Annotated in this window: 25 protein-coding genes; 8 read left to right on the top strand and 17 right to left on the bottom strand. The window is 64.9% G+C overall.

Annotated elements, in window-relative coordinates; all coding sequences use genetic code 11:
* Positions 1-12 precede the first annotated feature (12 nt).
* Positions 13-543, bottom strand: a complete 531-nt coding sequence (locus tag ACZK0Z_RS10435; protein WP_197633741.1) for an RNA polymerase sigma factor — start codon at positions 541-543, stop codon at positions 13-15.
* A 16-nt stretch (positions 544-559) separates the two neighbouring features.
* A complete protein-coding gene (locus ACZK0Z_RS10430) occupies positions 560-1,240 on the bottom strand; it encodes a TonB C-terminal domain-containing protein (RefSeq protein ID WP_197633740.1) in 681 nt (226 codons plus the stop codon).
* Positions 1,241-1,627: 387 nt separating this feature from the next.
* Here ACZK0Z_RS10430 and ACZK0Z_RS10425 point away from each other — a divergent pair, with 387 nt between their 5' ends.
* Positions 1,628-1,921, top strand: coding sequence for a transposase (locus ACZK0Z_RS10425; protein WP_019338990.1), 294 nt, complete (start codon positions 1,628-1,630; stop codon positions 1,919-1,921).
* Positions 1,918-2,751: an IS3 family transposase gene (locus ACZK0Z_RS10420; protein WP_404830271.1), complete on the top strand. Its 834-nt coding sequence runs from the start codon at positions 1,918-1,920 to the stop codon at positions 2,749-2,751. The genes ACZK0Z_RS10425 and ACZK0Z_RS10420 overlap by 4 nt, the downstream gene beginning before the upstream one ends.
* 176 nt (positions 2,752-2,927) lie before the next feature.
* On the opposite strand, the gene ACZK0Z_RS10415 is transcribed toward ACZK0Z_RS10420, so the two are convergent.
* Entirely contained in the window at positions 2,928-3,392 is a 465-nt protein-coding gene (locus tag ACZK0Z_RS10415; RefSeq protein WP_005409896.1) for an Lrp/AsnC family transcriptional regulator, read from the bottom strand.
* 127 nt (positions 3,393-3,519) lie between these two features.
* Between ACZK0Z_RS10415 and ACZK0Z_RS10410 the strand changes: the two genes are divergently transcribed.
* The 4 genes from ACZK0Z_RS10410 to ACZK0Z_RS10395 all read left to right on the top strand — a co-directional run bounded on the left by ACZK0Z_RS10410 (position 3,520) and on the right by ACZK0Z_RS10395 (position 6,734).
* Entirely contained in the window at positions 3,520-4,251 is a 732-nt protein-coding gene (locus ACZK0Z_RS10410) for an AzlC family ABC transporter permease (protein WP_197633801.1), read from the top strand.
* Positions 4,248-4,562: an AzlD family protein gene (locus ACZK0Z_RS10405; RefSeq protein WP_197633800.1), complete on the top strand. Its 315-nt coding sequence runs from the start codon at positions 4,248-4,250 to the stop codon at positions 4,560-4,562. The genes ACZK0Z_RS10410 and ACZK0Z_RS10405 overlap by 4 nt, the downstream gene beginning before the upstream one ends.
* 217 nt (positions 4,563-4,779) lie before the next feature.
* Positions 4,780-5,208 (top strand): PAS domain-containing protein, encoded by a 429-nt coding sequence (locus ACZK0Z_RS10400; protein WP_005409905.1) that lies wholly within the window; start codon positions 4,780-4,782, stop codon positions 5,206-5,208.
* Positions 5,205-6,734, top strand: a complete 1,530-nt coding sequence (locus ACZK0Z_RS10395; protein WP_197633799.1) for a diflavin oxidoreductase — start codon at positions 5,205-5,207, stop codon at positions 6,732-6,734. The genes ACZK0Z_RS10400 and ACZK0Z_RS10395 overlap by 4 nt, the downstream gene beginning before the upstream one ends.
* Positions 6,735-6,821: 87 nt before the next feature.
* Here ACZK0Z_RS10395 and ACZK0Z_RS10390 read toward each other — a convergent pair whose 3' ends face one another.
* The 11 genes from ACZK0Z_RS10390 to moaA all read right to left on the bottom strand — a co-directional run bounded on the left by ACZK0Z_RS10390 (position 6,822) and on the right by moaA (position 14,757).
* Complete coding sequence (locus tag ACZK0Z_RS10390; RefSeq protein ID WP_197633128.1) at positions 6,822-7,490, bottom strand: sulfate/molybdate ABC transporter ATP-binding protein; 669 nt, start codon at positions 7,488-7,490, stop codon at positions 6,822-6,824.
* On the bottom strand, positions 7,480-8,163 hold the full coding sequence (modB, locus tag ACZK0Z_RS10385) for a molybdate ABC transporter permease subunit (RefSeq protein WP_197633127.1): 684 nt from the start codon (positions 8,161-8,163) through the stop codon (positions 7,480-7,482). The genes ACZK0Z_RS10390 and modB overlap by 11 nt, the downstream gene beginning before the upstream one ends.
* A gap of 3 nt (positions 8,164-8,166) precedes the next feature.
* Positions 8,167-8,910 carry a molybdate ABC transporter substrate-binding protein gene (modA, locus tag ACZK0Z_RS10380; protein ID WP_197633126.1) on the bottom strand — a complete coding sequence of 248 codons (744 nt, stop codon included), beginning with the start codon at positions 8,908-8,910 and terminating at the stop codon, positions 8,167-8,169.
* 22 nt (positions 8,911-8,932) lie between these two features.
* Positions 8,933-9,709, bottom strand: coding sequence for a helix-turn-helix domain-containing protein (locus ACZK0Z_RS10375; RefSeq protein WP_197633125.1), 777 nt, complete (start codon positions 9,707-9,709; stop codon positions 8,933-8,935).
* A 66-nt stretch (positions 9,710-9,775) separates the two neighbouring features.
* Positions 9,776-10,141: a hypothetical protein gene (locus ACZK0Z_RS10370; protein WP_049432820.1), complete on the bottom strand. Its 366-nt coding sequence runs from the start codon at positions 10,139-10,141 to the stop codon at positions 9,776-9,778.
* On the bottom strand, positions 10,138-10,686 hold the full coding sequence (gene mobA / locus ACZK0Z_RS10365) for a molybdenum cofactor guanylyltransferase (RefSeq protein ID WP_049432823.1): 549 nt from the start codon (positions 10,684-10,686) through the stop codon (positions 10,138-10,140). The genes ACZK0Z_RS10370 and mobA overlap by 4 nt, the downstream gene beginning before the upstream one ends.
* An 81-nt stretch (positions 10,687-10,767) precedes the next feature.
* Entirely contained in the window at positions 10,768-11,256 is a 489-nt protein-coding gene (locus ACZK0Z_RS10360; RefSeq protein WP_478449596.1) for a molybdenum cofactor biosynthesis protein MoaE, read from the bottom strand.
* Positions 11,257-11,259: 3 nt separating this feature from the next.
* A complete protein-coding gene (locus ACZK0Z_RS10355; protein ID WP_005413671.1) occupies positions 11,260-11,520 on the bottom strand; it encodes a MoaD/ThiS family protein in 261 nt (86 codons plus the stop codon).
* Positions 11,520-12,773, bottom strand: a complete 1,254-nt coding sequence (locus tag ACZK0Z_RS10350) for a molybdopterin molybdotransferase MoeA (RefSeq protein WP_197633123.1) — start codon at positions 12,771-12,773, stop codon at positions 11,520-11,522. Before ACZK0Z_RS10350 ends, ACZK0Z_RS10355 begins: the two co-directional genes overlap by 1 nt.
* Positions 12,773-13,768 carry a bifunctional molybdenum cofactor biosynthesis protein MoaC/MoaB gene (moaCB, locus tag ACZK0Z_RS10345; protein ID WP_100443832.1) on the bottom strand — a complete coding sequence of 332 codons (996 nt, stop codon included), beginning with the start codon at positions 13,766-13,768 and terminating at the stop codon, positions 12,773-12,775. The genes ACZK0Z_RS10350 and moaCB overlap by 1 nt, the downstream gene beginning before the upstream one ends.
* Before the next feature lie 8 nt (positions 13,769-13,776).
* Entirely contained in the window at positions 13,777-14,757 is a 981-nt protein-coding gene (gene moaA, locus ACZK0Z_RS10340) for a GTP 3',8-cyclase MoaA (protein ID WP_197633122.1), read from the bottom strand.
* 564 nt (positions 14,758-15,321) lie between these two features.
* On the opposite strand from moaA, the gene ACZK0Z_RS10335 reads away from it, so the two are divergent.
* On the top strand, positions 15,322-15,696 hold the full coding sequence (locus ACZK0Z_RS10335; RefSeq protein WP_197633121.1) for a hypothetical protein: 375 nt from the start codon (positions 15,322-15,324) through the stop codon (positions 15,694-15,696).
* A 45-nt stretch (positions 15,697-15,741) separates the two neighbouring features.
* Here the strand turns inward: ACZK0Z_RS10335 and ACZK0Z_RS10330 are convergent, their stop codons facing one another.
* Positions 15,742-16,077 (bottom strand): DUF6984 family protein, encoded by a 336-nt coding sequence (locus ACZK0Z_RS10330; protein WP_049426758.1) that lies wholly within the window; start codon positions 16,075-16,077, stop codon positions 15,742-15,744.
* A 697-nt stretch (positions 16,078-16,774) separates the two neighbouring features.
* Positions 16,775-17,992: a S1 family peptidase gene (locus tag ACZK0Z_RS10325; protein WP_065428059.1), complete on the bottom strand. Its 1,218-nt coding sequence runs from the start codon at positions 17,990-17,992 to the stop codon at positions 16,775-16,777.
* A gap of 112 nt (positions 17,993-18,104) precedes the next feature.
* Here ACZK0Z_RS10325 and ACZK0Z_RS10320 point away from each other — a divergent pair, with 112 nt between their 5' ends.
* Entirely contained in the window at positions 18,105-18,284 is a 180-nt protein-coding gene (locus tag ACZK0Z_RS10320) for a hypothetical protein (protein ID WP_152906546.1), read from the top strand.
* A 384-nt stretch (positions 18,285-18,668) separates the two neighbouring features.
* Here the strand turns inward: ACZK0Z_RS10320 and ACZK0Z_RS10315 are convergent, their stop codons facing one another.
* Positions 18,669-19,052 carry a YbbD-related protein gene (locus ACZK0Z_RS10315; RefSeq protein ID WP_478449661.1) on the bottom strand — a complete coding sequence of 128 codons (384 nt, stop codon included), beginning with the start codon at positions 19,050-19,052 and terminating at the stop codon, positions 18,669-18,671.
* Positions 19,053-19,209: the final 157 nt, after the last annotated feature.

Below are 19,209 nucleotides of genomic sequence, written 5' to 3'. Positions count from 1 at the left end.
GGATGCCGCCGCTCAGAACCGCACCTGGCGCCCCTGCCCACTGCGCTCGGCAAGGTAGTCCTGGGCCGCCTTCAGCTCGCGCTGCACCAGCCGCAGCGATACACCGAGGTGATCGGCCACGTCGCGCTGTTGCAGGCCGTCGACGCGGATTGCCAGCAGGATGCGGCGACGGCGCTCGGGCATGCGCTGCAGCAGCCCGACCATGTCTTCCAGCGCGAAGTCCAGCTCGGCCGCCTGTGCTGGGCCCGGTGACGGATCGGCCATGTCTATCAGCGTGTCCACTTCTTCCAGGCTGAGCAACCGGTGGTCAGCACGTTGGCGATCAATCACGGTGTTCATCGCCATGCGCAGCAGGTAGGCCGCCGGATTCTGCACCGCATCCAGGCGGTCACGGCGCGCACTCAGGCGCATCCAGGTGTCCTGCAGCGCATCGCCGGCCAGCTCCTCCGAACCCAGCTTGCGCACCAGCCTGCGCTTCAGCTCGTCATAGGCGCCCAGAAGGTGGTCCATCAGGTCAACTGCCCCAGCCGTACCGTTGCTCATGTTCGAATCCTTGAAATCATGGAAGGGGCGAGCGCCGGCCACAGTCGTGCTCGGTGCCGGAAGGGCGGATCTGCAGCGTCACCGGCTGCGGCAGCGCGGCGGCATCGGCTGCCACCGTCAGTGCCTGCAGCGCCTGCAGCAGGCGCGCATCGCGACCGGCATTGCCACTGCCGGAAAGCAGTTCAGGGGAATGCACCTGGCCGTCACTGGCAACGCTGAAACGCAGGGTCGCGGCATAGCGACCTGGAGCCAGGTCGGGATCGTCACAGAACGCAGCGCGCAGGCGTTGCTGCAGGCCAGCGTAGCGACGGCGCCGCTCGGTATCGGGAAGTTCCGCGCCAACGCCGGGTTCGGCCGTCGAGGACGTGCTCCGACGCAGCACCACCCGCTGTTCGCCGATCACCTCGGCCTTGATGCCGGAATCTTGCAACAGAACCTGCAAGGCCGGCAGCGGCGCAAGGCTTTCGCGAAGCGCGTGACTGTTGCGGCCCGCGGCAAGCTCGCCCGGGTACATCACCGACCAGCCGCTGATGACGCTGAAGCGCTCGACCGCCTGTTCCAGCGGCTGCGCGGGGATGTCGTAGGCATGGACACCGTCCTGGGCTGCCGCGGCAAAGGCCAGCAGCAGCCATCCGGCGATGGCCAGCCTCCACGTTCTGATCGCATGGTGTCCATTCAGCCCCCTGACGTCGAACACATGACCCTCGGCAGCGACAGCAGCTGCAAGCGGATCAAACCGTACCGGGAGCACATGTCATTGCGATGACTGCCGCGCACTGCCAACGGACGGGTCAGGTTCGCTGGAGCCGGTCACGAATCAGGAATCAATGGATCGAACAGACCACGTCATTCGGGCGTGGGGTCAGAGCCCGTTGCGCAGCAACGGGATCCGACCCCGTGCCGATCAGAGCGTGTCGCCCCATGCCGTTCCGGCAGATCGCGGAAATCTGTCGAAGGCGGGGTGGGGCCGGTTGCAGGGGTGTCCGCGGCATGGATGCCGCGGCCAAGCCCCCATGGACGGGTTGTGGTGGTCTAATCAACTTGGACACTCGATAGGATCAATTTCGAGCATCGAGGTAGACCCATGGCAAAACAGATCACTCAGGGCATGAGGGATGAGGCGGTTCGCCTTGTCGTTGTGGAGGGGCAGACAGTCAGGGACGTCTGCCAGCTGATGGATGTCGGCCCGACGGCGCTGAGGCGCTGGATCGAGCAATGGCGGCGAAAGCATGACCCTCAGGCCGAGGCACCGCCGGTGGATGCCCAGGTCAGAATCGCCGAGCTGGAGGCCCAGAATCGCAGGCTCAAGGAGGAGCGCGACCTGCTAAAAAAATCCATCGCCTTCTTCATTCGGGACAGCGATCACCGGAACAGGTGATCCAGGAATTGGGGAAGGTCGCTCCGATCCGGTTGGTGTGTCAGTTGATGGACTATCCCCGTAGCAGCTACTACGCCTGGCTGCACCGGGAGCCCCGGATTGACCGGGCGCTGCTGGCCCAGGTTGATCTGGTTCGTCGCATTCATCAGTCCCATCGGGGGAGCTGTGGCTCTCGCAAGATGGCCAGGGAGCTGACCAACTGCGGCCTACCCATGGGGCGCTACCGCGCCCGGACGCTGATGCGCCGAGCCGGTGTCAGGGCGCGACAGCACCGGCGGCACAAGTACCACAGCCTTGGGCCGCAGGCACTGACGGCGCCCAACGTGTTGGAACGCCAATTCAACCCGGCGGCCCCCAACCAGGTCTGGGCAGGGGATATCACCTACATCCCGACCCAGCAAGGCTGGCTCTATCTGGCCATCGTGGTGGATCTGTTTGCCCGCCGGATCGTGGGCTGGGCTCACTCTCACGAAGGGGATGCCTGGCTGGCCGTCAGAGCCCTGCGCGGGGCGCTGAAACAGCGTCGTCCCAACGGGCGACTACTTTTCCACTCGGATCAAGGTCGGCAGTACACCAGCCATGCCATGGCCGAAATCCTGCGTGACAACGGCATCACCCAGAGCATGAGCCGGAAGGGCAACTGCTGGGACAACGCGGTGGTGGAACGGGTTTTCGCCACCCTCAAAGGGGAATGGCTTTACTCCAAATACCCCACTCGACAGGAGGCGGCAGCAGACATCGAGCAGTTCGTGGACTGGTACAACCACCGTCGGCTACACAGTGCCAACGGCCTTGTGCCACCTGCGCTTTGTGAAGAGCAGGTGGCCTGAACTCCCTTTGGGAGTGTCCAAAAATACTGGACCACCACAGGTTTACGGCGTCCCCTGCAGCCGGACCCACCACGCCATCCCGCGCCAAGCCGGCTGTTGCTTCGGCTGTTGCTCCTGAGGTTGCCGGCCAGCGGCCGGCACTACCGCGGGTGCCGGGTGCAACCCGGCCGTACCTCTCAAAGCGGCAGCTGGGTCGTCTGCTTGATCCGCTGCATCGGAATCTCGGTCTTGGTGTTCTGCACCCCGGCAATCCGGTTCAGGTGCTGCATCTGGAACTGCCGGTAGGCATCAAGGTCGGCCACCGCCACCCGCAGCAGGAAATCGCAGTCACCAGCCATCAGATGGCATTCAAGCACTTCCGGGAAAGACTTGATGCTGTTGATGAAGTGATTGGTGGTGTCCTCGTCCTGCCCGCGCAGCCACACCCGCACGAACACGGTGAAGCCGCGGCCCACCTTGGCCTCGTTCAACAAAGCCACATAGCGGTCGATGTAGCCGCCCTCCTCCAGCAACCGCACCCGGCGCAGGCAGGCCGACGGCGACAGCCCGACCTGGCGGGCCAGTTCCAGGTTCTGCAGGCGGCCGTCGCGCTGCAGGGCGTCGAGGATGCGACGATCCAGATTGTCGAGCTGGTACTGCATGGGATTTCACCCCTTTGACATATGGCCGCACGAAATATCAATCATCAAGAATCAAGTGGCATCAACGCAACCCGATTTCGCGATTGGACCGCTAGCATGGGCCACCCCCACCTCGTTGTGCCGTTCCATGGACGCCCGTACCACCCTCCCCCTGCCCGACACCTGCGATACCCCGCCGCGTGCCGAATTCCTGCGCGGCCTGCGCGCCGCCGTGCCGGTGATGATCGGCTTCATTCCCTTCGCCCTGGTACTTGGCGCCCAGGCCGCCCAGAAAGGCCTGAGCGCACTGGAAGTGCCGCTGATGACCGGCCTCAACTTCGCTGGCGGCTCAGAGTTCGCCGCCGTCGAACTGTGGACCTCGCCACCGCACATTGCACTGATCGTGGCCATCACCGCACTGGTCAACAGCCGCCACCTGCTGATGGGCGCCAGCCTGGCCCCGCTGCTGCAGCACCTGCCACGACGCCGCGTGCTGCCGGCCCTGTTCTTCATGTGCGATGAAAGCTGGGCGATGGGCGTGGCCGATGCGCGACGCCGCGCACTTGGCTTCAGCCTGGCCTACTACCTGGGCGTATCGGCAGGCCTGTATACGGTGTGGGTAGCCTGTACCGCGCTGGGCGCGATCGTCGGACCGATGCTGGGCGACATCCACGCCTATGGCTTCGACATGGCCTTCCCCGCCGTGTTCCTGGTGCTACTGCGCGGCATGTGGCAGGGCGTGAAGGCCGCGCGGCCGTGGCTGGTGAGCCTGGTGGTGGCCGCTGCCACCTATCTGCTGATTCCGGGCGCCTGGTACGTAGCCAGCGGCGCATTGGCCGGCCTGGCGGCCGCCTGGCTGCTGGCGGAGGACGCGGCATGATCTTCAACGGACTGATCCACTGGACCTCGGTGCTGACCATCGTGCTGATGGCCACCGCCACCTACCTGACCCGCATTGTCGGTTTCCTCGCGCTGCGCAACCGCACATTGAGCAAACGCGCCGTGACGGTGATGGAAGCCGCGCCGGGCTGCGTGCTGATCTCGGTGATCGCCCCGGACTTCGTCGCTGACAAGCCCGCCGACCTGGCCGCACTGGCGATCACCCTGCTGGCCGCCACGCGGCTGTCGATGCTGCCGACGGTGCTGATCGGCGTGGTCTCGGCGGGTGTGCTGCGCTATCTGATGGGCTGACACCTTGCCCTTTCTGTAGAGCCGAGCCCACGCTCGGCTGTAACGGTCACCGCAGCCGAGCATGGGCTCGGCTCTACAGAGAACCTCCCTGCGACACCCCGTCGCAGCCCTTCGCGCCCCCCGCTTGACCAATGTCAAACCGCCCGCCGCCGTGCGGGCGTATCTCTATGCAGGACCCGAACACGCCGGCGCTACCGGCATCCATAAGGACCCTGCGATGAGCTACACCCCCGACAACGCCCAGCTGCTGAACGCCATGCAGAACGTCATGGTGATCTCCACCACCGACCTGCAGGGCAACATCACCTACGCCAACGACCTGTTCTGCACGCTCACCGGCTTCGCCCGCGAGGAGCTGATCGGCCAGCCGCACAGCATCGTGCGCCACCCGGATGTGCCCAAGGCGGTCTACAAGGACATGTGGGACACCATCAAGGCCGGCAAGACCTGGACCGGCATCGTGCCCAACCTCGGCAAGGGCGGCGTGCTCTACGTGGTCGACACCACGGTGCAGCCGCTGTTCGACGCCGACGGCAACATCACCTCCTATATCAGCATCCGCCGCGTGGTGAACGACCTGATGCAGAACTACGACCTGGTCGAGTTCAGCAAGGAAAAGTTCGACGACTTCTACGAGGCCGCGTGAACGCCCTCCCGACCAGTGCGCCCTTCAGCCGCCTGCTGGTGGGTTTCGCGTCCGAGTCGGGCAATGCCCGCGCTCTGGCCCAGCGCCTGGGCGCGGACCTGCAGCCGCACGCGCCGCAGGTGCTCCCGTTCAACGACATCGACGTGGCCAGTCTCGGCCACGGCGATGTGCTGCTGGCGATCTCCAGCTCGTTCGGCGATGGCGAGCCGCCGGCCAACGGCGAGCAGTTCTTCGAAACACTGCGCCAGACCCCGACGCTGAGCGGCCTGCGCTATGCGGTGTTTGGCCTTGGTGACACCGGCTACCCCAGCTTCTGTGGCTTCACCAAGGCGCTGGATGCTGCGCTGAGTGAGCGCCAGGCGCAGCCGCTGCTGCACCGCGTGGACGCTGACCTGGGCTACGAGCAGTTCTTCCAGCAATGGCAGCCGGTGCTCGGCCAGGTGCTGGACGGCGACCTCAGCGCCGGCCAGGACTTGCGCCTGCAGGTCACCGCCTATGGCGAGGACAATGCGTTTGCCGCCCCCATTCTCGAACGTCGCCGTTTGAACAGCAGCGACCCGGCGGCGTGGCACCTGCAGCTGGACATTGCCGGCAGTGGCATGGCCTACCGCGCGGGCGACACCCTGCACGTGGTGCCGGAGAACGATCCGATGCTGCTGCAGGCGCTGGCCTGCTGGTACGGCGACGATGAAACCATGGTCCTGCTGCATGACCGCGAGCTGCGCCTGCTGAGCAAGGGTGTGCTGCGCGAACTGGCCAAGCTGGGTGGCAGCGATGTACTGAAGGGCCTGTTGAGGGTCAGCCAGAAGCGCGAGCTGGACGCCTACCTGCACGGCCTGGACCTGCTGGACGTGCTGCAGGACCACGCTACTCCGGACAGCGTGCCGCTGGCCCGACTGCGTGAACTGCTGTCGCCGCGGCTGCCGCGCGCCTATTCCATTGCCTCGCACCCGCGCGAGGACCAGCTGAGCCTGTGCGTGCGCGAAGTGCGCTACACCCTGCGCGGCCGCGCGCGCTTCGGCACTGCCACCGGCAGCCTGCTGCATGGCGGCGACCATGCCCATGTGTACTGCCGCTCCAACCCTGGCTTCCACCTGCCCGACACCGGCCAGGTACCGCTGCTGCTGGTCGGCACCGGCACCGGCATCGCGCCCTTGATGGGCCTGATGCAGGAACTGCAGGCCAACGCCTGCGAACGTGAAGTGCACCTGGTGTTCGGCGAGAAGCACCGCCAGCACGATTACCTGTATCGCGACCAGTTGCAGGACTGGCACGCGCGTGGCGTGCTGGCCGGCCTGCATACCGCGTTCTCGCGCGATGGTGCCGACAAGGTCTATGTGCAGCATGTGCTGCAGCAGCGTGCCAGCGAAGTGCGCGGCGTCCTGGCCCGCGGTGGGCATCTGTACCTGTGCGGCAACAAGAGCCACCTGGAAAGCGCGGTGCGCGAGGCCATCGATGCCATCGGTGGCGAAGGGCATTGGGACGCGCTGCGGAGCGAAGGCCGCACGCACTGTGAACTGTATTGATCCGTTGATCCTGTAGAGCCGAGCCCATGCTCGGCTGCTGTTGGCGGTAGAGCAGCCGAGCATGGGCTCGGCTCTACAGGTGCCGGGTCACCCCCCGACGATACGGCCGTCCACCACGCGCGCCACCTGCTGGCCGAACATCGCCACATCCTGCGGGTCGTGGCTGATCAACAGCAACGGGATTCCGGTCCGGTCCAGCACGGTCTCCAGCTCCTGGCGCAGATGCTGGCGCAGGTCATGATCCAACGCGGAGAACGGCTCATCCAGCAACAGCGCCTGCGGCTGCGTCACCAGCGCACGTGCCAACGCCGTGCGCTGGCGCTGGCCACCGGACACCTGCGAGGGCAGCAGATCACCCACCGTGTCGATACGGAACGCCTGCAGCCATTGCTCCACCGCATCGATGCGCCGGCCGATCCGCGGATTCAACCACCCCTTCTCCAGACCGAATGCCACGTTCTGGCGCACGCTCAGGTGCGGGAACAATGCGTAGTCCTGGAACACATAGCCTATCCGGCGGCGCTGCGGCGGTAGATCCACGCCGGTGGCCGCATCGAACAGGGTCTGTCCCTGCAGGCGCACATGGCCCTGGCGTGGCCGCAGCAACCCGGCCACCGCTTTCAGGGTCAGGCTCTTTCCGGAACCGGACGGACCAGACAACACCACCTGCTGCTGCGTGCACTGCAGCGATACGTCCAACACGAAATCCTGGGCGGCCGCCTGCAGGCGGCGCTGTACCTGCAGTTCAAGCCACATCGCGCGGCTCCCGGCGACGCCCGCCCACCAGCCGCGCGGCCAGCAACAGGATCACGATGCAGACCACCGAGGTCAGGATCACAAGCGCATTGGCCTTGCCGTCCTGGCCGGCCTGTACCGCCTCGTAGATGGCGATCGACAACGTCTGCGTCCGGCCCGGAATGCTGCCGGCCACCATCAGCGTCGCACCGAACTCGCCCATCGCGCGCGCAAACGCCAGCAGCAGGCCGGCGAGGATGCCGCGCCACGCCAGTGGCAGCGTGATGCGGAAAAACACCGCCACTTCGGACACACCCAGCGTGCGTGCGGCCTGCTCCAGCTGCCCGTCCACTTCCTCGAACGCCGCGCGTGCCGGCTTGAACACCAACGGCAGCGAGGCCACCGCCGCAGCGATCACCGCCGCCTGCCAGGTGAACACCAGGTTGATGCCGAACCACGATTGCAGCCACGCCCCGATAGGGCCGTTGCGACCGATCAGTACCAACAGGTAGTAACCCAGCACCGTCGGTGGCAGCACCATCGGCAGGGTCAGCAGCGAATCCAGCAGCTCGCGGCCGGGAAAGCGCCGACGCGCCAGCAGGGCGCCCAGTGCTACGCCCAGCACCAGGTTGATCGCGGTGGCCCAACCGGCCACCTTCAGCGACAACCCCAGCGCGCTCCAGTCCAGATCCATGCCTCAGGGCTTGCCGAACCCGTGTTTAGCCAGGATCGCCTGGCCCTGAGCCGAGCGCACGAAGGCGGTGAAGCGCTTGGCCTCCGCCGGCTGTGCACTGGCCTTGATCACTGCCAGCGGATACGCGATGCGACCGGCCACCGGCACCGCAAAGGCGCGGCGCACCCGGTCGGGCATCGCCTGCGCATCGGTGGCATAGACAAAGCCGGCATCCACTTCACCGCGTGCCACGTAGTCCAACGACTGGCGCACGTTCTGCGTGGTGATGGCCTTGCCCTGCACCGACGGCCACAGGCCCGCCGCTTCCAGTGCTCCCTTGGCATAGCGGCCTACCGGCACGCTGTCCGGGTTGCCCAGCGCGATGCGCTGCACACCAGCACCGGCCAGGTCCTTCAAGGTACGCGGCGCCACCTTGGCCTGCGGTGGCACCACCACCCACAGCGCATTCACCGCGAACACCTCGCGGCTACCGGCGGCCAGCAGATCCTGCTGCTGCGCCTGGTCCATCGTGGTTTCGTCGGCCGAGGCGAATACATCCACCGGTGCACCGCGGCTGATCTGCTGCAGCAGTACGCCAGACGCGGCAAAGTTGAAGTCGACCTTGGTGCCCGGGTGCGCCTTCTCGTAGGCCGCGCCCAGTTCACGGAAGCTCTCGGTCAGGCTCGACGCCGCCGACACCGTCAGGTCGGCCGCCCAGGCCGGAACTGCAGCCAGCATTCCGAGCAACAACAGCCCCACTCGCTTCATGGTCGGCCCCTTGGTTGTCTGATCAGTCCAGTCCGGGTTCCCGGGTCACGGCCAGTTCCGCCAGCCGCTCGGGTTGCAGCAACAGCATCTCACGTTGGTTCACCGCAATCACACCCTCGTCGCTCAACCGGCGCAGCACCCGGCTCACCGTCTCCGGCGCCATCCGCAGGTAGTTGGCAATCTCGGTACGGGCCATGCTCAGGTTGAAGCGGGTAGCCGAGAATCCGCGCCGGGCATAGCGCTCGGAAAGATCCAGCAGAAACGCCGCCATGCGCTCCTCGGTGCGATGGTTGGCGGCCAACGTAGCGACCTTGCCGATCTCGGCACTGAGCAGGCTGAACAGCCGTGCCTGCAACCCCGGCATGCGGGTGGCCAGCAGGCTCAATCGCGGGAAGGAGATGCGACACAGATAGACCGTGTCCAGCGCCACGGCATTGCAGGGAAAGCGCGCACCGTGGATGGCATTGAGCCCGATCACTTCACCGGGCAGGTTGAAGCCCAGCACCTGCTCGTTGCCCTGGCTGTCATCGACAAAGGTCTTGACCATGCCGGCACGCACGGCGGCGATCGAATCGAACGGATCACCGGCACGGAACAGGTAGTCACCGGCCTGGAACGGCCCCACGTGGTCAACCAGCACATGCAGCTCGCCCAGCGCGGTCTTGTCATAGCCCTGCGACGTGCAGGCATCGGAGAACGCGCAGGTGCTGCAGAAATGCAGCGCATCACCGTCATCGGCCGCCGCAGGATTGGGCGTGGCCGGTCGCAGCAGAGAAGGAGCAGAGGGGTTCAGGGGCATTGCAGCGACGCAGGAACGAAGGCCCCCATCATACGACAGCATGCCGCCCGCCCCTGCGCAATGCACCTACTCCGACGCAGGCTTCGAACGCCGTTGCGCACCGCGCTGCCGCACGCTGTCGCGCACATCCACGTCGAACTGGAGTTGCAGCATGCTGTCGTCATCCAATGCGATGCCGAAGCCAAGACCCTCACGGCACGGCAGGCGCGCCGCCAGTGCCTCCACGGCTTCGCGCGGCAGCACCAGCCGGCAGAACGTACCGCCATCGAGCAGCACCGCCTGATCGCCGGCATGCAACGACAGTGCCACACCCCAGCCACCGCTGCCGCCAAAGCGGGTCAGGTTCTCCACCGACTCACCGACCAGCAGGCGCGCCAGTTCCTCTTCATCCACGCGCAGGCGCATCGATTGCTGTTGCAGCTGGACTTTCATGGTGCGGTGGACTCCCATTCCGATGGGGTATTGCAGTTGAGCAGCAACGCCTGATCCCCTGGCGCCAGTGGCAACCGGGTCACGCCCAGGCGTTCCTGCAGGGCACGCAGCGAACGGCGTGCCCTCGGATCTTCAATCAATTCCTGCAGCACGCGGCGGCAATGATCATCGATCTGCAACCGCATCGGCAATGGTTCGTCGGCAAACACCACGCAGGGAGTGTCTCCTGCCAGGCACAGTCGCTGCAGCAGTACCGCGCTCAACCGCGGCGTGTCCACCGGCACCACCCATGCCGGCTCGTCAGGCATCTGCATTGCCACGCTGTAGAGCCCGCCCAGTGGCCCGCATCGGGGCACACGATCGGGGATGCCGCCGAAGGCCGGGTAGTTGCCGCTGATCCAGACCTCGCGCGCGCCGGCCTGCGTCAACAGGCCCCGCATGTGCTCCAGCAGGGTGCGGCCCTGCCACGGCAGCGTTGCCTTGTCGCGGCCCATCCTGCTCGACAGGCCACCGGCCAACACGATGCCGTTGATGGTTCCATTCATGGTAGAGCCACGCCATGCGTGGCTGCGTCGGCCGGGTGCGCCGGGAGAGCGCTATCCACGCATGGCGTGGATCTACTGGCGTCACGGGCTGTGGCTGTGCGCATGCGCAGGCTCATCGTCCGCATGGCACAGGCTGCAACCTTCGCTCCACTGGCTGTCGCCGTCCTCGTAATGCTCCTGCTTCCAGATCGGGCACTGGTGTTTCACCACCTCGATCAACTGCCGGCAGGCGCGGAACGCCTCGTCACGGTGCGGGCTGCCGGCGGCCACCACCACCGCCACATCGCCGATGCCCAACCGGCCCTTGGCGTGTGCCACATACAGCTTCAGCTTCGGACCAAACGTGGCCTCGACCTCGGCGGCCAGGCGCTTGAACTCGTTCAGCATCAACGGCTCGAACAGGTCGTAGGTGATCCCGGTCACCTGCCGGCCCACATTGACGTCGCGCACCTTGCCGATGAACACATCGATGCCGCCGAAGCCCGGATCGGAGACCGCCGCGATGCCTTCGGCCGGATCAATCGCCGCCTGCGCGCGGTCCACCACCTTCGCGATGATCGTCTCGCTCATCGCTCAGCCCCCGCTCACCGGCGGCAGGATCGCGACCCGGCCATCGTCGGGCAACGCCTCGTGGTCGCGCAGCACGCGTTGCTGGTCGGCGAACGCCGAGTAATCCAGCAGCCCGGCACGGAAACCCGGCCAACGCAGCGGCAGCAGCTCGCGCAGCGCCTGGCGCAGATCGGCCACGGTGCCGCCGGCCACCTCCACGGCAATCTCGCGGCTGGCATCCAGATCGGAGAACGCGCCGAACAACTGCAGATTTACCTGTCTCATTACGGCTCCTGGCTCGCCAGCTGCACCGGGTCCTGATGACCCCAGCCCTGCACACGCACCGGCGTGCCGGCAGGGGCCAGACCGCCCTCGCCTTCCAGCACCACCCAGGCGTTGGCCTGCAGCATGGACATCAAACGGAACGACTCCTGCCCGGCCAGCACGCGCGCACTCAGGCGGCCCTGCGCGTCCACTTCCACCCGCGCCCGCGCGTGGAAGCGCAGGCCCGGCGGCGTGCGCACGTCGGCCTGCAGCGGCAACGTCAGCACCGGCTCCGGTGCCAGCCCCAGCAGGCGGCGCAGCACCGGCTCGACGAAGAAGCGCTGGCCCACCGCAGCCGACACCGGGTTGCCGGGCAGGCCGAAATACAGCGCGCCATTGGGCAGCACCGCAAACAGCAACGGCTTGCCCGGGCGGATTGCCACCTTGTGGAACACGATGCGCGCACCCCGGCCGCGAAGCGCGTCGGGAATGAAATCGTAGCGGCCGGCCGACACCGCGCCGGTGCTGATCAACAGCTGAGCACCCGCGTCCAGCGCTTCATCCAGCACCGCGTTGAACGCCGCCACCTCATCGCCCACCGTGCCCTGCCAGACCACCTCGGCACCGGCGGCCTGCAGGCGGCCGACCAGATACGGCCGGTTGCTGTCACGAATCTGCCCGGATGCCAGCGTCTGCGCCGCCTCGGTCACCAGCTCCTTGCCGGTAGCAATCACCGCCGCCTTTGGCCGCGCCATCACCGCCACCTCGCCCACGCCGATGGCATGCAGCAGGGTGCGCGCGTTGATGTCCAGCACCTGCCCGGCCTGCAGCACGCGCTCGCCGTCGCTTACATCCTCGCCACGCAGGCGCACGTTCTGGCCCGGCTTCACCAATGCCTTCAGGGCAATGCGGGTCGGGCGGCCATCCTCGCTGGCGAGGATCTCCACGTTCTCGACCGGTACCACCGTATCCAGCCCGGCCGGCATGCGCGCACCGGTCATGATTTCCCAGGCACCCTCGCCGCCTTCGGCGCCGGCATCACCGGCTGCCTGCCAGCCCTGCACAGCGAACTCGGTACCAGCTTCGAACGTCGCGCCGTTGGCGCGCAGCGCGAAGCCGTCCATCGCCGAATTGTCGAACGGCGGCAACGACTGCCCGCTGTGGATGTCACTGGCCAGGGTACGGCCGCCGGCCTCATGCAGCGGCAGGCGCTCGGCCGGCAGCGGCGTGGCCGCGTCCAGCAGGTGCTGCAAGGCTTCGCTGTAGGCAATCATCAGTGGCCACCACCCTCGACCATCGCCAGGGCGTGGCCCAGTACCGGCGCCAGGATGTCCAGGCACTGCGCCGCCGCCTTCGGGCTGCCGGGCAATGCGAACACCAGCATGTTGCCCAGCTGCACCACCTCGGCGCGGCTCAGCCAGGCCATCGGCGTGTGCTGTGCACTGAGTGCCCGCACCATCTGCGCCAGGCCATGCACCGGCCGCGCGTTCAAGGAACGCAGCGCCTCCGGGGTCAGGTCACGCGGGCCCAGCCCGGTACCTCCGGTACACAGGCACAGGCGCACGCCCTCGGCGGCCAAGGCCTGCAGGCGGCCCGCCAATGGCTCGATGCCATCGGGCAGTACCTCGGCGGCCACCACCTCGCCCCCCAGCTTTTTCAGGCCGGTCACCAGGGTCGGGCCGGACACATCCTCATAACTGCCCTCGCTGGCGCGATCACTCAGTGTGATCACCGCGCAGGCCGCACCCTCCAACCCCTTCGGTGCACGCGGCTTGAAACGCGCACGCTCGGCCTCGTCCATGCCGTCCGGGTGCAGCCAGACCCCGCGCTTGCCGCCTTCCTTGAACAGCAGGCGGATGCCTTCGATGCGCAGGGCCGGCTCCACCGGCTTGCTCAGGTCGTACAGGGTCAGCAGCGCCGCGTTGACGCCGGCCAGTGCCTCCATCTCCACGCCGGTGCGCGCCTCGCTCGCGCACTCGCACCACACGCGGATCGCCTGCCGTTCCGGCACCGGCGCACAGAACACCTGCACCAGCTCCAGCGGCAACGGATGGCACAGCGGCATCAGCATCGACGCCATCTTGGCGCCCTGCAGGCCGGCAATCTCGGCCATCACCAGCGCATCGCCCTTGGGCAGGCGGCGCTCGACGATCAGCGGATAGGCCACTGGACCGGCATGCAGCTCGCCCACCGCCACCGCACGGCGGCGGCTGATGCGCTTGTTACGGACATCGGCCATGTGGAAGGCCGCATTCAATTCCCCACTCATCGTGTTGCTCATCCTCCGATCGAGGCCAGGTGCGGGGTCAGCCCGGTCTGGCCCTGGTGCAGTCCATGCCCGGCCGCTTTCAGGCCAAGCTGGGTGGTGATGCGTGCCAGCAGCGCGTCATGGTCATCGTCGCGTTGCAGAAGCGGGCGCAGCGGCACGCCGAACTCGCCGAACAGGCACAGCCGCAGATCACCCTTGGCGGTCACCCGCAAACGGTTGCAGCCCTTGCAGAAGTCACGCGAGTACGGGGCGATGATGCCAATGCTGCCGCGATGGTCAGGGTGGCTGAACTCGCGCGCCGGGCCCGCATCGGCCACGCGCGGGCGTTCGCGCCATCCGGCGGCCAGCAGCTGCTCGATCACCACTTCGGCGCGCAGGTGGTGGCGCTGGAAATAGGCTTCGTTGTCGCCGGTACGCATCAGTTCGATGAAGCGCACGCTGAAGGGGCGATCGCGCAGGTACTCCATCCACTGCGGGAGCTCGTCGTCGTTCAGGCCGCGCAGCAGCACTGCGTTGAGCTTGATTGCCGAAAGGCCCAGCGCCTGCGCCAGCGCAAGACCCTGCTGGATCTCTGGCAGACGGTCGTGGCCGGTGATGGTGTGGAAACGCTCGCGTTGCAGGCTGTCCATACTCACGTTCAGCGCGGTCAGGCCGGCCCGGTGCCAACCCGGCAGGCGCCGCGGCAGCAGCGTGCCATTGGTGGTGATGGCCACCTTGCGGATGCCCGGCACCGCCGCCACGGTGGCGATGATCTCGTCCAGATCCTTGCGCAGGCTGGGCTCGCCACCGGTCAGGCGGATCTTGCTCATGCCCAGCGCGGCAAAGGCCCGCACCAGGCGGCCGATCTCCTCCACCTGCAGGAAACGCGGGTGGCCATCGGCCTGGTACCCGTCGGGCAGGCAGTAGCTGCACCGGAAGTTGCAGGCTTCGGTGAGCGACAAGCGCAGGTACGGAAAGCTGCGTCCGAAGCTGTCGGTGAGTTGGCTCATCGCTGTTCCGCCTCTTGGTACCACCCTGCAGCCCTGCCCCTGAACGGGTTGTCGACCCCAGCCCGCAGAGTGCGCTGGGGCGCTGAAAGCGTCAACCCGCGAGGCACGCAGCCTGAATTGGCACCGCCTGTCGTGATAGGCCCTCCCCGCCCGTCCCGTTCGCCGTGACAACCTCGACACCTGTCGCAGATTGCACGTTGCGGGTGGATCGCTACGCCAGCCAGCACTGGCGGGGCTTAACAGCGTAGGACAATGTCAAAAGCGTCTCCAATCGAGTGATGTTTGCAACTCTTCTGATTGGCATTGCACAGCGCCAGGGGCTCAGATGGCGTGCCACCGGAAAAGGGTGGCCGGGTTTCGAATCCCGTGTTGGCCTTGAGTAAGTGCGCTTGCCAGCCGGCGTCACCATGCGTGGCGCCGGCTGGCAATCCGTCTGCCGGCTATGGCGGGCGGTGCGTTGGGGGCGTTCGCGCCCGCCGGCTTGAGGCCAACCCGGATTCGAACCACGTACCGCCCGCCACCTTTCGGGTGGCGGCTACCGATTGCCCTGCACGGAGCCTCGCCATGAACGAATCGGACTTCCCGCATCTGCACGCCTACCGCAGCGCCGCCGGCGACGACGGTTCGCCACAGGCTGCGCCTGCCATGGACAGGAACACCTTCATCGCCAACCTCCACCGCATCGGCTCCGGTGCGGCGGCCGACGGACAACCCTGGCCGGAGCGGCATCAGCTGCCCGGGCGCTGCCTGGCCCTGGCCGATGCCGATTGTGAGTTGAACGGGTTGCGGGTAGTGCTGGAAATGCTGATGGCGGCCGAACGCACCCGGCAGAATGGCGAACCGGAAGAGTACGTGGGCGACCGGGTGATGGAGGGGTTGGTCATGGCCTGCCAGTCGTTGTGCGCGCAGGCGGTGGGGCGGTTGCAGCCCGAAGGGTGAACGCGATGCGCCGCGCCCTTCGGCGAGGACCGCTTTCAGCAGGTGTCAGTGCTCGCTGAAAGCGCTCCTCAGATCGACCCCGATGATCGGTGAGAAGTCCACTTTGCACAGCTCCAGCTCGAAGAGCTGATCGTGATTGTCCAGGCACAGGGTGACTCTCACCGGCACACCGTCGGCATCGGCGAGCATGGCCGTGGCAATGTCACTTCCGAAGCGTTGGGTCGTGCTGGACAGGAACACCACGCCCCCGAATCCGACGACCTCCACGTCCTCCACCTGGGCGAGCGCCAGATCCTTCAACAACCGTTCGGACAGCTCGGTCGTCTCCGGCAGCAGCCTATGGATGAGGGAGACCTCGTCGGGGGTGAGCAATCTGGGCACGGAATGTCCTTCAGGGCACCGCATCCGCCATCGACAGATGCTCGATCCGCCATGTCCTGGCGTAGATCAGAATGACGCTTCCGGTCGAGCTGGTCTCGATACGAAAACACTTCAGACCGGACAGCGGATAGCCGACCGCCTTCCAACGATCAAGAAGATCAGCGAGTCTCGGCTCGTTATCGTCAACCTTGGCGAACTCAATTCGCTCTCCCCCCAGTAAAACTGGCAGAGCGTTCTGCGCGAGCAGACATCCTGTGCAGCATGAGCCGGATAGGAAACAGCCATGACAACGCATCGATGGAGAACGTCTTCCAGCGACAGTAGCGGGAAACATACAAAGCCGAGGATCTAAAGCAATCACGACGAGACACGCGCAAACGTCGCCCTGCACATCGAGATATTCTAGAACCCAAGACAGCGCCACCGCGCCAGCGACGAGCCGCCCCAATAAAGTTCGACACGCGGCATGCACTTGGCGGCTGATGGCTACCCAGGAAGCACTGGACGATTAACCTTTGAATCAGACCCCGCCCAGCTTCTTAACATTCTTCTCCTTCACCACGTCCAGCATCGATTTGACCGCCTCAACTCCAGAGGGACCGGGCGTGCTCACTTAATCAATTAAAAAGAGTCGATCGCGGATATCCGGTTGAGGATGCAAAGCCAGCATCCTCAGCCGGACGTTTCGTTGTAGCGACTAACCGCCTGCCTCCAGCCCTAATGCGCTGACTGCGCCCCAAGGCATTGCGGAGACTCCCTTGCAACTTCCGTCTTTCAGGCTTGCTTTAGCGACAATGCCGTATCCATTGTCTCCGAAGAAGATAGCGGCACCGCTATCTCCAAATCCGCACGCCAACGACGATCCTTCGATGCGTATCCACGCGTCCGCGCAGGGAAGGTTTCCGGTTGGACCGCATGCGAGCTCGGGCCTGTGCTTGATGCTCACGACTGTTCCGCAGGTGTATTGGCTGGTGACGCCTCTGAAGCACATGCTCTGGCCTTGAGTAGCGTTGGTCCACATGTACATGATGCGGCGCCTACTGTAATCCGAAGTGGAGGTGGCATACACCTCCCGTAGCGGTGTGTGTGACCCCACCGTATGCCACTGAACGTCGTGGCTCGCATCATTGATCTGGTCCACGAACGTCAGCGGCACGGTGTACTTCCCTGCGCCGGTTGCGTAGTTGCCATAGATTAGATTGTCGGGGCAATGCGCCGCAGTGGTGATACCCCTTCGTCCAGTGGCCTTATGAATAACCGGAAATCCTGAGGTGCAGTAGCTATTGTTGGATTGGAGGGGGGCGCCGCCAACAACATACTCCGCGTTGACCGACTTCGGCATGTTGGGGCGGACTTCAATCTTGAGACCGGTGACTCTTTCAAGCTTCTTGATTGTATCCTTCAACTCTTCTGCTTGGCGGCTGTCGCCGTTTATGTCAATCAGCACCCGTTCTTCGCCTGGGAACCCAGTCGTCCCCGTGATGCCTGGTATGGCGCTGTGAAGAAGAGGTCTGTGCTGAGCAAGGAGCGCGTAAAATTCGTCCTGGGTGTACTTGTGACCAACCTCGAACACCACACGGGTCGTCCCGCTCTCGGTGGTAATCGTTCGATCCGCGACTGGATCTGGCCCCTTGAGTTGAACCAAGATGTGTTGATCTGGCGCGTCTTTTATCGACAGCTCCGTTAGACGATCTGCGAACTCGATACGCAACGCTTCAATATCCGACATCACCTCACCTTGTACCGCTAGGCGCGTGATTGCTTCGTCTATCGAGACCGTGGGGTGTTCACTCATATAGCTGTGAATCTGAATCTGCATCTCCTTGCCTTCTTGCGTGTCAGCGTCAGGCACCTGCGCCAAAGCACAGGTGGATACAAGAAGTGCTGCGGAGCATCCTAGAACCTTCCATTTCATGCGACATCTCCAGAGCTTGTAACAAATCATCGAGGCTTTCACATGCCTCGATGCGCGAGCCTAGCACTGTCTACCCTCCGACACCGCGACCTAGCTCACAAGTCTCAGTGGAATGATTGTGCACCCTGGTGTCTGTATTGTGGTGGTGTTCGTTCGCGCATCTTTAGATGAGTTTAAGCACTTCATGGATCAGGCGATTGGTTCCTTGCCTGAGGATTTCGTACACACCCAGCCGCTCCTGCTGCGTGCAAAACAGCTCAATCATCCGTTCCACTTCGTTCCGGTTGTATGAGCTGTACTTCCTGATCCAGGCCACTGTCCGCATAGTATTGGTCATAGAAGCCAGTTGGCGACAGCGCCTCTCTTTCTCTCATTTTGTCTTTCATTTCCATTCGCCTCCACCCGCCGCCTGCGCTGCAGCCACAATAGGCCATGGAGCCGATATCACAGAACCCCTCCCATACAGTCGTCACCACGGCCACGCGCCCCAGGACCTGCCGGAACCTGCAATGCTCAGACAGCGCCTTCCCATTCGCGAACATGGCCAGTGACGAGGTCGATGTGACCCATGCCGGACCTCGACGCTCGGCCGGAAAGTAGCGAACCAGGCACCGGGAAAGGAGATCGCCAAGTGCCAGCCACGCATTTCGCTTCCCAGGCGAGACCGCCCGGCCACTTATAGCGCTATTCGGCTGTAAACAAGGCCCTGTTCTTCATCGCGCATGACCCAGCGACCAGCATCACCCTCCGGGCACAGATAGAACATCCCGGAGTAGCTTGATTCTCGTGACCACGCGCTGCGAGCAAACTGTGGAAATCTCCGCATGACTCGCGCGCCGGACACCTCCGGCCTGCTCACCAGCCTACATTCTTCGGGCAAAGTAAGAGCCCCGCTGGTCAGGCGGAAAACCAGCCACGATTCATTTGTGTCAATGTCGTGCGACTCGCGTATATTGACTGCATCCTCTGGCAACCATGAAGGCAACCATTTGGATTCACCGATTGCTTGCCTTGAGACGGCTTGATTGCGGTCTGCATACTCGGTGCTGGCAACTTCCATGCAACCAGAAAGTGCGATTGACAGCGTCACGATTGGGAGCAGCTGGGGAGCGTACATCTGAGGCATCCGAGTCATCAGTAAGGGAAGTTTCCACCGGGTCGATAGCTCCCGCACATCTGCGAGCAACTTCGCGTACGGCTCATTTGTCCAGATGATC

It is taken from the genome of Stenotrophomonas sp. 116085_Sma, from assembly GCF_056479585.1.
The sequence above is the reverse complement of the archived record's forward strand: the minus strand, read 5'-3'. Positions and strand labels throughout refer to the sequence as shown.